Origin of the sequence: Psychrobacter sp. S4(2024), from assembly GCF_036861305.1 — a bacterium.
GTDB classification, from domain to species: Bacteria; Pseudomonadota; Gammaproteobacteria; order Pseudomonadales; family Moraxellaceae; genus Psychrobacter; species Psychrobacter cryohalolentis.
Map to the genome: position 1 here is coordinate 120,813 of NZ_JAZAQR010000005.1, position 12,962 is coordinate 133,774.

Annotated in this window: 12 protein-coding genes; 7 read left to right on the forward strand and 5 right to left on the reverse strand. The window is 43.7% G+C overall.

Annotated elements, in window-relative coordinates; translation table 11 throughout:
* Positions 1 to 46: 46 nt before the first annotated feature.
* Both acnA and VLA57_RS12290 read right to left on the reverse strand, forming a co-directional pair.
* On the reverse strand, positions 47 to 2,854 hold the full coding sequence (gene acnA / locus VLA57_RS12285; protein WP_333955053.1) for an aconitate hydratase AcnA: 2,808 nt from the start codon (positions 2,852 to 2,854) through the stop codon (positions 47 to 49).
* Between the two features lie 411 nt (positions 2,855 to 3,265).
* Positions 3,266 to 4,309 carry a DUF3025 domain-containing protein gene (locus VLA57_RS12290; protein ID WP_333955054.1) on the reverse strand — a complete coding sequence of 348 codons (1,044 nt, stop codon included), beginning with the start codon at positions 4,307 to 4,309 and terminating at the stop codon, positions 3,266 to 3,268.
* A 114-nt stretch (positions 4,310 to 4,423) separates the two neighbouring features.
* Here VLA57_RS12290 and VLA57_RS12295 point away from each other — a divergent pair, with 114 nt between their 5' ends.
* Together VLA57_RS12295 and VLA57_RS12300 are read left to right on the forward strand one after the other, a co-directional pair.
* The gene (locus VLA57_RS12295; protein WP_201531864.1) at positions 4,424 to 5,140 is read left to right on the forward strand and encodes a metal-dependent hydrolase; all 717 of its coding nucleotides are present in this window, start codon (positions 4,424 to 4,426) and stop codon (positions 5,138 to 5,140) included.
* A 42-nt stretch (positions 5,141 to 5,182) separates the two neighbouring features.
* Complete coding sequence (locus VLA57_RS12300) at positions 5,183 to 5,746, forward strand: YchJ family protein (RefSeq protein WP_333955056.1); 564 nt, start codon at positions 5,183 to 5,185, stop codon at positions 5,744 to 5,746.
* Between the two features lie 23 nt (positions 5,747 to 5,769).
* Here VLA57_RS12300 and VLA57_RS12305 read toward each other — a convergent pair whose 3' ends face one another.
* The 3 genes from VLA57_RS12305 to VLA57_RS12315 are packed head-to-tail and all read right to left on the reverse strand — an operon-like array spanning position 5,770 to position 8,166.
* On the reverse strand, positions 5,770 to 6,693 hold the full coding sequence (locus VLA57_RS12305; protein WP_201531860.1) for a class II glutamine amidotransferase: 924 nt from the start codon (positions 6,691 to 6,693) through the stop codon (positions 5,770 to 5,772).
* Positions 6,694 to 6,954, reverse strand: a complete 261-nt coding sequence (locus VLA57_RS12310; protein WP_011514694.1) for a hypothetical protein — start codon at positions 6,952 to 6,954, stop codon at positions 6,694 to 6,696.
* A gap of 42 nt (positions 6,955 to 6,996) precedes the next feature.
* Positions 6,997 to 8,166 carry a homoserine kinase gene (locus tag VLA57_RS12315; protein WP_201531858.1) on the reverse strand — a complete coding sequence of 390 codons (1,170 nt, stop codon included), beginning with the start codon at positions 8,164 to 8,166 and terminating at the stop codon, positions 6,997 to 6,999.
* Positions 8,167 to 8,354: 188 nt separating this feature from the next.
* Between VLA57_RS12315 and hisF the strand changes: the two genes are divergently transcribed.
* The 5 genes from hisF to VLA57_RS12340 all read left to right on the forward strand — a co-directional run bounded on the left by hisF (position 8,355) and on the right by VLA57_RS12340 (position 12,775).
* Positions 8,355 to 9,137, forward strand: a complete 783-nt coding sequence (hisF, locus tag VLA57_RS12320; RefSeq protein ID WP_011514696.1) for an imidazole glycerol phosphate synthase subunit HisF — start codon at positions 8,355 to 8,357, stop codon at positions 9,135 to 9,137.
* Between the two features lie 205 nt (positions 9,138 to 9,342).
* Positions 9,343 to 9,864, forward strand: coding sequence for a 6,7-dimethyl-8-ribityllumazine synthase (gene ribH / locus VLA57_RS12325; RefSeq protein WP_011514697.1), 522 nt, complete (start codon positions 9,343 to 9,345; stop codon positions 9,862 to 9,864).
* A 230-nt stretch (positions 9,865 to 10,094) separates the two neighbouring features.
* On the forward strand, positions 10,095 to 11,156 hold the full coding sequence (nusB, locus tag VLA57_RS12330; RefSeq protein WP_227673063.1) for a transcription antitermination factor NusB: 1,062 nt from the start codon (positions 10,095 to 10,097) through the stop codon (positions 11,154 to 11,156).
* Positions 11,157 to 11,158: 2 nt separating this feature from the next.
* Complete coding sequence (gene thiL / locus VLA57_RS12335; protein ID WP_333955060.1) at positions 11,159 to 12,193, forward strand: thiamine-phosphate kinase; 1,035 nt, start codon at positions 11,159 to 11,161, stop codon at positions 12,191 to 12,193.
* 3 nt (positions 12,194 to 12,196) lie between these two features.
* Positions 12,197 to 12,775 (forward strand): phosphatidylglycerophosphatase A family protein, encoded by a 579-nt coding sequence (locus VLA57_RS12340; RefSeq protein WP_333955062.1) that lies wholly within the window; start codon positions 12,197 to 12,199, stop codon positions 12,773 to 12,775.
* Positions 12,776 to 12,962 lie beyond the last annotated feature (187 nt).

Below are 12,962 nucleotides of genomic sequence, written 5' to 3' on the forward strand. Positions count from 1 at the left end.
CCAATCATATGATTGGGCTCTTTGTCATACTAAGTCTAATCAATTATTACGCAGCGTCTTTGCTCTCAGCTGCCAGTTGACGTAGCACATAGTGCAATACACCGCCGTGGCGCACATACTCGCGCTCTTTTGGCGTCTGTAACATGACATTGACATCAAAGCTCTCAGTTGAGCCATCGGCACGTATGGCCGTAACTTTCGCGGTTTTGCTTTCGCCATTATCTAGACCTGTGATACTAAGGACTTCAGAACCATCTAGATTATAGGTCGCTGCATTTTCACCGTCTTTAAAAGTCAATGGCAAGACACCCATACCGACTAGGTTTGAGCGGTGAATACGCTCAAACGAGCTGGTCAATACCGCTTTTACACCGAGTAGGATCGTTCCCTTCGCTGCCCAGTCACGGCTAGAGCCAGAGCCATATTCTGCACCGCCAAGTACCACGAGCGGACGTTTGTCTTCTTTATACTTCATCGCCGCATCATAGATAGCCATTTCTTGACCGTCTTTTAGCGTGGCACTATCGCCATTGAAGTAATAGGTATAACCGCCCTCTTTGCCAGCCATCATGGCGTTTTTGATACGGATATTGGCAAAGGTACCACGAGTCATGACCGCATCGTTGCCACGGCGTGAGCCATAACTGTTGAAGTCAGCTTCCATCACACCACGCCCTTGCAAGTACTTACCCGCAGGAGAATCAGCATCGATATTACCAGCAGGTGAGATATGATCGGTGGTGATCGAATCACCGAACAAACCTAAGATACGCGCGCCTTCGATATCAGGGATACCTTCCGGCTCCATGGTCATGCCATCAAAGAACGGTGGGTTCTTAATGTACGTAGACTCTTCGCTCCATGGATACAGCTGGCTATCGGCTGAGCTAATCGCGTTCCATGCTGCACTACCGTCAAACACTTCGCCATAGTTTTTGCGGAACATATCCGCGTCGATATTATTGGCAATTAGCTCGTTAATTTCTTCTGACGTTGGCCAGATGTCTTTTAGGAATACATCATTGCCTTCTTGGTCTTGTCCTAGCGGATGCGTGGTCAAGTCAATATCGACAGTACCTGCTAGGGCATAAGCAACCACCAATGGCGGTGACGCCAAGTAGCTGGCTTTTACGTGCGAGTGAATACGACCTTCAAAGTTACGGTTACCTGATAGTACAGCAGCGGCAACCAAATCACCTTCTTCGATAGCCCCTTCAATCGCCCCTAATAACGGACCTGAGTTACCGATACAAGTGGTACAGCCATAACCAACTAGGTAGAAGCCTATTTTCTCTAGCTCATCCATCAATTCGGCTTTTTCAAGGTAATCAGTTACTACTTTTGACCCTGGAGCCAGTGAAGTTTTAACCCATGGTTTAGCCGTTAGACCTTTTGCAGCGGCTTTCTTAGCAACCAGACCTGCGCCAATCATCACTGCTGGGTTTGAGGTATTGGTACAAGAAGTAATCGCCGCGATAACGACAGAGCCATCACGCAATCTATACTCTTCGTCTTCGATTTTGACCGTGCAATAAGTACTGCCTTCCGCGCAGAAAGGATTGGGTTTTGCCGCGAGCGTTTTTGCTTGCTCTTGCTTACCGCCTTCTTCATCGAAGCGAACCTTGGCTTCAACTTCTTTCTTACGGTCTTTGGTCATCGCCGTCAAGGTTTCGCCAAATTTTTCATGCATATCAGATAGATTAATACGCTGTTGTGGCAAGTTTGGACCGGCAAGTGCTGGCTGAACGGATGATAAATCCAGCTCCAACTTACTTGAGTAGGTCGCTGCTGGCGTATCTGCATCATGCCATAAGCCTTGCGCCTTGGCATATTTTTCAACCAACTCTATTTGGGCTTCATCACGACCTGATAGACGTAGATAATCAATCGCCATTTGGTCAATCGGGAAAATACCGCACGTTGCACCATATTCTGGTGACATATTGGCAATCGTTGCACGGTCAGCCAGTGGCATACTATGTAAGCCTTCGCCATAAAATTCGACGAACTTACCAACCACGCCATGCGCACGCAGCATTTCAACCACACGCAATACCAAATCTGTTGCAGTAACGCCTTCGGTTAACTTACCTTTTAGCTCAAAACCAACCACTTGTGGAATGAGCATTGATGATGGCTGACCGAGCATTGCCGCTTCCGCTTCAATACCGCCCACGCCCCAACCAAGTACACCAATACCATTAATCATAGTAGTATGACTGTCAGTACCAAATACCGTATCAGGATAAGCGGTCAACTCACCGTCGACATCAGCAGCCATTACCACACGGGCCAAGTACTCTAAGTTAACCTGATGCACAATACCTGTGGCTGGTGGCACGACAACGAAGTTTTTAAAGGCATTCTTGCCCCAATGCAGAAATTCATAGCGCTCATTATTACGCTTAAACTCAATCTTTTCGTTAAGATCTATGGCATCTTCGCGGCCATAAGCATCGACTTGTACTGAGTGATCGACGACCAATTCACTTGGGATAAACGGGTTAATTTGCTCAGCTTTACCGCCAAGCTCAACTACGGCATCACGCATCGCTGCCAAATCGACTACCGACGGCACACCAGTAAAATCTTGCAGGACAACACGGGCTGGCATAAAGGCTATTTCTTTTGACGCTTCTGCGCCTGCATCCCAGTTGGCGACCGCTTCGATGTGATTTTTGCCAACAGACTGCCCGTCATCTTCATTACGCAATAAGTTTTCTAAAACGACTTTCATGCAAAATGGTAACTTTCTGATGTGCTCAAAAGTCTCGGTTAGCTTGGGCAGACTATAATAGGTATGGTCCTTGCTATCGACCGTAATGGTGTCTTTTACATTAAAAATATCACTCATGGTAGCTTCCTTATCGTTGTTATAGATCCTGAACATAAATGACTCTTGAACTAATATGACTATCAATCAATAAGCATTTATGCTGATAATTGGTGGCTAAATAATAGTGCTTAAATTTTTACTAAATGAATTTAATGGCTAACTTTAGTAGCTGTTATTAACAACTCAAATTAATGATTCATAAGAGTTGCTAAGAAAAATAGACCGCTGTATTTTTATACTAACAAAATCTTAGGTAACAAAAGACATAAGCATATCTTTAGTATTTAACAGTAACGTCCTTTTACCATAACAAATAACCCGAGCTTTGTTAACGTCTAGACGTAGGCAAATCGTGGCACAATCGTAAACGTAACAATGCTTTAGCGGTTAAGCATTAACGGTTAACTCGTAAGGTATTCCCTTATCTTTTTATTTTTGACGGCGACCACTGCGAAACACTTGGCTATCATCATAAAAGTTAGGCTTGGCATTTTCAGCCCAAAAATGCGGCACACCCAAAATAGGCAATGGAGACAGTTTGCGCGGTGTCACATCCGGTTGTGATAATAATGCCTCCATATAATCAGCTACTTTCTGATCCAAATGACTAATACGCTCAGATAGCGATAAGACAAAAAAATCTGGCGTCACATAAATAACAATACTATGGGCGCATAATGCCTTGCGCGGCTGAAGTAGCTTCTCTAATAGTGCATGACCAAAAATATAAACCGCCGCCCGAGAGTGGTTATTCGATTGCTTTGGCTTATCCCACTGCTCACGCGGTTCTACCAAACTTTTTTGCCAGTCAAAATCCACTAGTGCCTCACCAATACTAGGCTCTGCTGTCACTAAAATCGCGCCGTTCTCATCAAGTACGGTAATGGTATCGCGGACACGCCCGCGACTGGCACCAATACCTTGTTGTTCGATTTCAAGCATATGATAATAATTCAGCAGGGCTTTGGTCTTAGGAAAGGTTAGCCAAATGCTGCCGTTAAATAAATCATGCAAATTATTACGGGTCGGAATATTACCAGTCGTACCGATAAAACTCTCGTATGCTTCGCCTGCTGGCAACGCATTTTGTGAGACAAATCGTAAGGTTTGGGCTTGATTGTTTAGTGCAGGTTTGGTTTTCGGTAATAGCTGACGTAATTCATCAGCCTGTTGCTGCAACGCTGTATTTAAAACCTTGGCGATAATATCAGGCGTATTCTCAATTATATCTGTCTGAGCAGGCTCATTTTTTAAGCCACTTAGCTGAGTAATGGCGTGACTTATATAATCTAACTGATTTAAGTGACACAGCCATGGCGCTTGCCAGTCAATAGTAGCAAAGCAGTCATCAAGCTGACTATCACATGCAGACGGGTTATTAATAGCAGCTTCAACAGATGCATTAACAGGCACATCGAAAGGAGCGTTGCAAATATTGTTATTAGGCTTGGCAGGTAAATCAGTGGCGGTCATATTCACTATCTCTATTAGACGGCTGGCTTGGCTATGGTATCATGGAGCGCTTTTTTACGGCTAGACGAGCCGCTCGAAATGACGTTTTCGTGCGCTACTTATTGATGAGTTTTTATGGCAAATTTTAACACCCACTTAAATGTCGCATTCATGGTCAGTGGTACGCTGAGTCTAACGGTTTATAAAGCTGGCTTGATTGAGGATTCAGGGTTTTTGATGTGTGTGGCGCTCGGTACCATCGGTGGGTTGCTGCCTGATTTAGATTCAGATAACTCGACGCCGATTAAACTTGGTTTTAATATTACCTCGTTTATTTTTGCCTTTGGTCTGGTGATGCATTGGCGTAGTGAGCTGAGTTTACTGGCGTTGATAGCCTTATGGTTAGCCGGCTACGGCTTTATGCGTTATGTGGTATTTTCGATTTTTACCAATATGACCGTGCATCGCGGTGTCATTCACTCGGTGCCCTACATGGCGATAATGGGGCTTGGAATGACCTATATCAGCTACGATATTTTAAACTTACCGTTGACGGTTAGCTGGTTTTACGGCTTATTTTTATTCGGCGGCGCCATGGTGCATTTGGCATTAGATGAATTATATAGTGTGAATTTATCCAATATGAAAATGAAGCGCTCATCGGGTACGGCGATGAAGTTCTATCAGCATAAAGATAAATGGTGGTATCTGCTACTGTACGTCATCCTTGCGCTCTTGGTATATTTTGCGCCACCATTTGATGAATTTTGGCAGCAGCTATGTGACCCCGCCCCTTGGGCAAAGCTTAAAATCGGTCTATGGCCAGAATTGATAAAAAACTGGCTAAATTAAAACTTATGAAGCTATCAAAACGAATAATAACTTGAGTAAATAATGTCAATTTCTCTACAGACCTGCCCTTGCCAAATGAACCCGTCATCGGATGACATTAGCGCGCCGCTACTTTATCAAGATTGCTGCCAGCCTTACCATGACAGTTTATTGAGCGAAGAAACTGATAAAGCTGACGGCATAAAAGCAGAAACTGCTGAACGCCTCATGCGGTCGCGTTATAGTGCGTTTGTGTTGGTCAAGCCAAACTATATCGTCAAGACTACACTACCCGCGCAGCAAGCATTACTTGATATCCATTCGATTGAGAGTTGGGCAAAGGAGACGGATTGGGCAGGATTGGAAATCGTCGCGCACACGCCAAAGCTAGGTAAACGTCATGCGCAAGTTGAATTTAAAGCTTACTTTAATGTCTCTGATAATGAAGATGATGGCTTGCAGGCGCATCATGAATTGTCTGCCTTTGTAAAAGTAACAGACAAAGCGAACAACGATGCGCGTTGGTACTTCCTCGACCCAACAGTAGAAATGACTATAACCCAAAAACAGCCGTGTATTTGCGGTTCGGGTGAGAAATTTAAGCGTTGTTGTGGGGTTTATATTTAATTAACATCTAATATTCGCTATTCCTAAACACTCGCCCCAACAGCGCGCGCTACTGCAATCCCTTCTTCAATGGTCAAAAACTTACGCTGGCTTGGACTGTCTTTATAAATGACATCCCCATCTTGGAATATCAGGCATTCATTGACCGCAAGCTGCTGCCATTTTTCATTTTCAGTCAATGGCACGGTCACTAGTATCGTGACTTTATCGGTATCGGTAGTCACATCACCAAAGTTAATCGCCAAGTCATCATCAGCCAATTTTGCTTCACCAAATGGTGCTTTTCGCGTCAGATAGAACAATAAACTGCCCGCATACGCCATCTGCCAACGACCATTCGATATGAGGCAATTAAACAAACCATTGGCAGATAAATAGCGACATTGAGTCGTCAAAAAGTTAAACAGCGTTTTGTCATCCGGACGAGTTTTAAAGCTACTTTTCAGGCGATTGACCAGATAACAGAATGCCATTTCAGAATCAGTTGTACCGACTGGTTGGCAATGTGAGGCATTACCATTGTCTTGCAGGCGCTGGCAGCGTTTAATAAATTCGCTATTCATCTGTCCATTATGCGCAAATACCCACTGCTCACCCCAGACTTCACGGACAAAAGGATGGGTATTCGCCAAACAATTCTGACCTTGGGTTGCTTTACGAATATGTGCGATAACATTCATCGCTTTGATTGGATAATTATTAACCAAATCAGCAACGGGCGATAAATGGCTTGGGCGATTGTCATGGAATAAGCGTAGACCAGTCGAGGCATTGTCCGACTTTTCACTATTAGAGCTGTCACTATTAGTACATTCGCTACGCTCAAAAAATGCAATACCAAAACCATCTTCATGACTGTCTGTCATGCCGCCGCGACGACGGAAGCCTGCAAAGCTAAAACCGATATCGGTTGGCGTATTACAGTTCATACCTAAAAGTTGACACATTTATAGAGTACCGCCGTTATCATCGTCTGTTTCAGGCAAGCTTGCTGCATCCTTATCAATACTATCCAAAATGCGTTTTGCATGCACCAAATCGGTATCTTGTACCCAAAGCACGATGCCAGAATTCATACCAGGCATCGCACTCAGCGGTTGTAGAGAAACAGTAATATCATTATTACGTAGCAAATTGGCATGTAACTCACCTTGGATATTGGTATCGTAGCGTGCCAGTTTGTGCCAGTTATCAACTTGATCGGTCATGAGGTCGCCTTTATATTTTTGATACAGGAATGCTCAAAAAAATTATACTAATTGATCGAGCGTATATTCTTTAATAATAAAATCGCTGCTATTACCTAAACTATCACATGTTTGCTCAGCTTGCGTAATACTGCTAAACACACCGGCTATCGGCTTTTCGATCTTATTATTAATAGCTAACAGTACAAATACCGTATTTTGTGCTTTTTCAACATGTGACCAATGATAAGCGGCTAGACGCTTCATTAAGTCAGGGTTTTTGACCATGATGTTATCACCGGTACGACCTTCGGTACGGTTATAATGGATGACGTTGAGACGTAATAGCCAAAAAATCACCGCAGCTTTTGCGAGCATAACAGGTAGTGCATGCTTTTCATCTTCACCGAGCATGCGTTTCGACTCATAGCCTTGCAAAAAAGCCACCATTTTGCTGCGGTCAAAATTCACCGACTCGCCTTGTTCAGCCATACCCCAAGTAGTACAAAAGTCATTAATGGTAATGGCAATATCCATCACATAGTGTTCGACGCTGACTTCGGTGAAATCTAATAACCCAGTCAGACGCTCTTCACCTTTTTGACTGTTATTTAACGATAAGTTCCATAGCGTGTTATCAGCAAACATATCTAAATGACATAAGCCTTTTGGCATGCTGGCAAGCGGCAAATTCGTATAAGACTGCCAAATATCGCTCATGAGTTTGGCTTCGTCAGCTGGCATAAACTGCATTTCACGGTCGCGTACATCGCTCCATGGGTATAATGGCACGCCATATTCTTCCGCAGGCTGTAGCTGTTGTAGCGTTTCATGCAATACTGCCAAAGATGCGCCAATTTCATGGCACATCGCTTGCGTAGTCTGCTGTGGATGAGAGCCTGCCAAACATGGCACTAGCGTAATGGCTTTATTGTCATAACGTATGACATAACATTTTTCTGCGCTATCAACTAATGATAATGGCGCCGCTACCGGCAATTTACCATCTAATTGGTTTAAGATAACCGCCATTTTTTCGATGTCTTCTGGTGGACGCTCTTCAAACAAGGTAAATACATAAGAGTGTGCACCATCTACATCATCAGTCGTCTGAATAAACCAGTTAGAGTTTTTGATACCTTGGGTAATCGGAATGGCACGGGCGAACGATACGCCAAAACGTTGGCAAAAGGTAGCAAATTGGTCATCGGTTAACTGGGTATAGACGGACATGACATCTCACTTATGGCAATTAAATAAAGGTAAATAGGATAAATATAGACGGTGATGGCGACGATTACACCGCTTATAGATAAACTTTGGCAAAAAGCACATTAATCTTGCGAAAACCTGCCTGAGATGGCAGTGATTTTGCTAGACTAGCGCTTATAGAATGAATTGATTATAAGGTGAAAGACCCTATGTTAGCAAAGCGTATCATCCCTTGTTTGGACGTTGATAATGGGCGCGTGGTCAAAGGCGTACAATTTGTCGATATTAAAGATGCAGGTGACCCTGTCGAAGTGGCCAAACGCTACAATGAACAAGGCGCCGATGAGATTACTTTTTTGGACATTACTGCGACCAATGACGAGCGTGACACCACTTATCATACGGTAGAACGTATGGCGGAAACGGTATTTGTGCCATTAACTGTCGGCGGCGGTGTGCGTAAAATTGCCGATATTCGTAATTTGCTTAATGCAGGCGCGGATAAAGTAGCGATTAATTCTGCTGCGGTATTTACCCCTGAGTTCGTCGGTGAAGCCTCGCAGAAATTTGGCAATCAATGTATCGTCGTTGCTATCGATGCCAAGCGCGTTGCTGATATCGAGGTTGATGGCATTATCATGCCGCGTTGGGAAATATTTACCCACGGCGGTCGTAAGCCAACGGGCATTGATGCCGTCGCTTGGGCAAGCAAAATGGCTGAGCTTGGCGCCGGTGAATTATTGGTGACTTCTATGGATGGCGATGGCACCAAAAAAGGTTACGATTTGGCGCTCATGAAGCAAATTACCAGTCGTGTAAATGTACCGGTCATTGCTTCAGGCGGCGTCGGTAATTTACAGCATTTAGCTGAAGGCGTATTAGAAGGCGGCGTCGATGCCGTCCTTGCTGCCAGTATTTTTCACTTTGGTGAGTATACCGTTCAAGAAGCCAAAGCATATATGGCAGCGCAAGGTATACAAATGCGTTTGTAAGACGTTGGTAAAATACAAATATAGCAGAAAAAAATGTTATCATAGCGCTAACTGCTTATTATCATTTGGTTTTCGTTCATTTTACTGCCTATTTATCTGCTCACTAGCCAATTAAATAAGCGATTTGAACCTAGCAATATATTTAGATTCCTAATACTTAGATTCTTATACTTCTATTAATAGCCCATTCGGCAAAGGATTTTTTATGTCAAATTTACAACAGCAACGCAATGACGTGACCCATATTGATGGCAATTTACATCAAAACGAGGACGTGCGTATCGGTATCGTCGTCGGTCGTTTTAATGGTTTTGTCGTTGAGTCATTGGTTGATGGTGCGATTGATGCATTGCTTCGTCATGGCGTATTGGGTAGTAATATTACTGTGATTCGTGTGCCAGGTGCGTTTGAGTTGCCATTGGTTGCACAGCGCGCTGCTGAGTCTGATCGCTTTGACGCTATCGTTGCTTTGGGTGCGATTATCCGTGGTAGCACGCCGCATTTTGACTTTGTCGCAAGCGAATCTGCTAAAGGTTTAAGCAGTGTTGCCATTGACTATAATATTCCAGTAGCAAACGGCGTATTGACTACTGACAGCATCGAGCAAGCGATTGAGCGTGCTGGTACTAAAGCTGGTAATAAAGGTTCAGAAGCAGCGATGGTTGTACTAGAAATGCTTGCTGTGTTATCACAGTTAGACATTGATGATGGCAGCGAAGACGCTTAATTGCACTCACTGTTAGCCGCATTTATGAGTATAAAATTATTATTTATTGTTTGAAATGGGGCTATGGTTATAACGATAGCCCTCAGCACTTTACAATAGCATTAGCATTAATATTTTAAGTGATTATCGAACATTCATCTCCAAGACTGACTAGCAACATTTGCGAGTCGACCACTATTTAACATTTTATTTTTAAACTTATTATCTCAAAAACTAGGTATAGACCCCTTATGACTGACCAACTCAAGCGCGCTATTAGCGCTGCACAAACCGCACAAGTTAATGACCAACAAGCTGAAGCCACGCGCATCGCGAGCAGCAGTGCGGGCGATCAAACCTTTGATATGAGTGAGTCTTCTTATAAGACCAGTCACACCGCTATCCGTAAGGCACGCCGCTTTGCTATGCAAGGTCTATATGAATGGCTGGTTACTGACCGCCGTTTTGATATCGATGGCAAGCTTGGCTGGAAAGCCAATGCCCCGCACGATATTGCTGCTCGTACACGCGCGACTAATGCCATGCATACTGTACATATTGGCTACTATCATGAAATGATGCGTGATATCCCAGAGCAGATTGATGCCTTAGATGCGCTTATTAGCCAGCATCTAGATCGTGAAATCAATAAACTCGATACGGTTGAACATGCCATTCTTTTGGTTGGCGCTTATGAGCTACAAAATCGTTTAGAAATTCCGTACAAAGTGGTACTTGATGAAGCGATGAAGCTAAACAATCATTTTGGCGCAACCGATGCACATAAACTGATTAATGCCGTCTTAGATAGAATGGCAGTTGAGCTACGTGCTGCCGAAGTAGAAGCGGATAGCAAAGCCAATCTTCGCACCTCACAAAAAGCAGCAACTAAGCCTGTTACTAAAGCGGATAAAAACACAGATATCAATGCTAATAATAGTGATATCGAAGAAAAACCAACAGCATCAAATAAACCACGTATCAGTGCTAATAATGCCAGTGTTAAACGCAATAGTGTCAGTAAAGCTTTGGCAAATATTACTGATTACAAAGCCAGTAAGCAGAACGATACTCAAAATACGGTTGAAGAAATTATTATTAAGCCGACTAGCATCGAAACAGTCATCGTTGATAAAGCAGACGAGATTGCCGTTACTGCCGAAAACATTGCCAATGATCAGCCAGTAGAAGAAAACATCGCTGCTAGCAATGACAAAGTTACAGCAGAGGTCGAATTACTTGACTCGAATAGCGTTGATTTTGATACCAAAAGTGCTGAATTAAATGATGCTGATGAAAAAAGCAAAGACTAGCCATGAATGAATTTGAGCTGATTGAGCGTATATTTTCGCAAATGCAAGCCACTCAGTCATCATCTAAAGCTGTCGAAAAGGGCATCGGTGATGATGCAGCAGTCATGGCACTGCCACAAGGCGCGCGCTTGGTCAGCTGTATTGACACACTCGTTCAAGGTCGTCACTTTAGTGAAGACTGGGATCAGGTTAACAAGTTAGCATTTGCCATTGGTTATAAAGCTGTGGCAGTTAACGTCTCTGATATCGCGGCTATGGGTGCCACCCCGCATAGCATTTTACTGGCATTAGCATTACCTCAGCGCCTTGCTAATAGTCAGTGGCTGACTGAGTTTGCCAAAGGTTTATTTCATGCTTGCCAGTTATTTGGTGTGACCTTGATAGGCGGCGATACGACCCATAATGATAGCTTAGTGTTAAGTGTTAGTGCCCAAGGGCTGCTTGCCGCAGATACTCCAGCTGTCTATCGCTCAGGTGCGCAAGTCGGTGATAAAATTTATGTATCAGGTACACTTGGTGATGCCGCTTATGCCTTACAGCACCCTGATAATGCTATCGGCATTGAACTTGCGCATCGACTTCATATGCCAACACCACGTATTAGCTTAGGTGCAGCACTAGCACAAATCGGTGCAACGTCAATGATAGATATCTCTGATGGTCTTTATCAAGATCTTGGTCATATCTGCGAGCAAAGCGGCATCGCTATGAGACTTAATTTGGAAGCTCTTCCTACCAGTAACCCTTTAGCTAGTATCGATGTATCTGAGCGGCTATTGTGTCAACTGGCTGGTGGCGATGATTATGAGTTGGCTTTTACCTTGCCTCCCCATATCGAGCCGTCTTCTTGTACCGACGTTAATACGCCTGTGACTTACATTGGTAATGTGATTGCATTGGCGAGTGATAGAAATACAGATAATGCGGCGCATAAACGTCCTGAACTTTATTATCAAGATCAGCCAGTGACACCCACCCATCCCTCACCGTTTATTACTTGGCCCAATCTTACGGGTTACCAACATTTTGCAGGTTAACCCATGACCGATCACGACCTAGTTAAGCCCGATATCCGTAAAGCCAATGATTGCCCTCCTCTGCCAGTCAACGCCACCATGCTTGACCGCGCAGTTTATTGGCTCGGTATCGGCTTGGGCAGTGGTTTACCTCGCCGGGCGCCCGGCACTTGGGGTACGGTTGGCGGCTTAATCGTTGCAATACCGCTACTAAGCTTAGGTTTTATACCATTTTTAATTATTACGCTTTTATCTTGCATCATTGGTATCTGGATATGTGGTCGCACCTCAGATTTGATGGGCGGTCATGATGACCCACATATCGTCTGGGATGAGTGGGCAGGTATATGGATTACCTTATTGCCGTTGTCTTATATAGGTATTGCTGACGGTAATTTTTGGCACAATATCTCGCAACCTTTTTCTGTCGCTGCTCTGATCATGATCTTTATACTCTTTCGCTTTTTTGACATCATTAAGCCACCACCCATTGGATGGGCAGATAAAAAAGTCGCTGGTGGTCTAGGCATTATGTTAGATGACATTATTGCTGGCATTATGGCAGCGGCAGTTTGGGTCATTATTTATAATATAATCCTCTAATTTTACATTAGCAGCGCATTTATTTTATCTTGTAACCAGATAGTTATAACACAACAACTTTTATCATTTAATATTGCTGTTAGCGATAGCTGAATTACAAAGAGGTCACGACATAGCGTTTTAATTAAATGATAATTTACGCTATAATCTGAAATTATATTTTGTTACATTTGTAGGGCTCTTTTTT

Bases quoted from the DNA above. Each gene is read 5' to 3' on its own strand.
- VLA57_RS12295 (WP_201531864.1), top strand. From the start codon at position 4,424: ATGGCAAATTTTAACACCCACTTAAATGTCGCATTCATGGTCAGTGGT.
- nusB (WP_227673063.1), top strand. From the start codon at position 10,095: ATGACTGACCAACTCAAGCGCGCTATTAGCGCTGCACAAACCGCACAA.
- VLA57_RS12340 (WP_333955062.1), top strand. From the start codon at position 12,197: ATGACCGATCACGACCTAGTTAAGCCCGATATCCGTAAAGCCAATGAT.
- VLA57_RS12305 (WP_201531860.1), bottom strand. From the start codon at position 6,693: ATGTGTCAACTTTTAGGTATGAACTGTAATACGCCAACCGATATCGGT.
- VLA57_RS12310 (WP_011514694.1), bottom strand. From the start codon at position 6,954: ATGACCGATCAAGTTGATAACTGGCACAAACTGGCACGCTACGATACC.
- VLA57_RS12300 (WP_333955056.1), top strand. From the start codon at position 5,183: ATGTCAATTTCTCTACAGACCTGCCCTTGCCAAATGAACCCGTCATCG.
- VLA57_RS12315 (WP_201531858.1), bottom strand. From the start codon at position 8,166: ATGTCCGTCTATACCCAGTTAACCGATGACCAATTTGCTACCTTTTGC.
- VLA57_RS12290 (WP_333955054.1), bottom strand. From the start codon at position 4,309: ATGACCGCCACTGATTTACCTGCCAAGCCTAATAACAATATTTGCAAC.
- hisF (WP_011514696.1), top strand. From the start codon at position 8,355: ATGTTAGCAAAGCGTATCATCCCTTGTTTGGACGTTGATAATGGGCGC.
- thiL (WP_333955060.1), top strand. From the start codon at position 11,159: ATGAATGAATTTGAGCTGATTGAGCGTATATTTTCGCAAATGCAAGCC.
- acnA (WP_333955053.1), bottom strand. From the start codon at position 2,854: ATGAGTGATATTTTTAATGTAAAAGACACCATTACGGTCGATAGCAAG.
- ribH (WP_011514697.1), top strand. From the start codon at position 9,343: ATGTCAAATTTACAACAGCAACGCAATGACGTGACCCATATTGATGGC.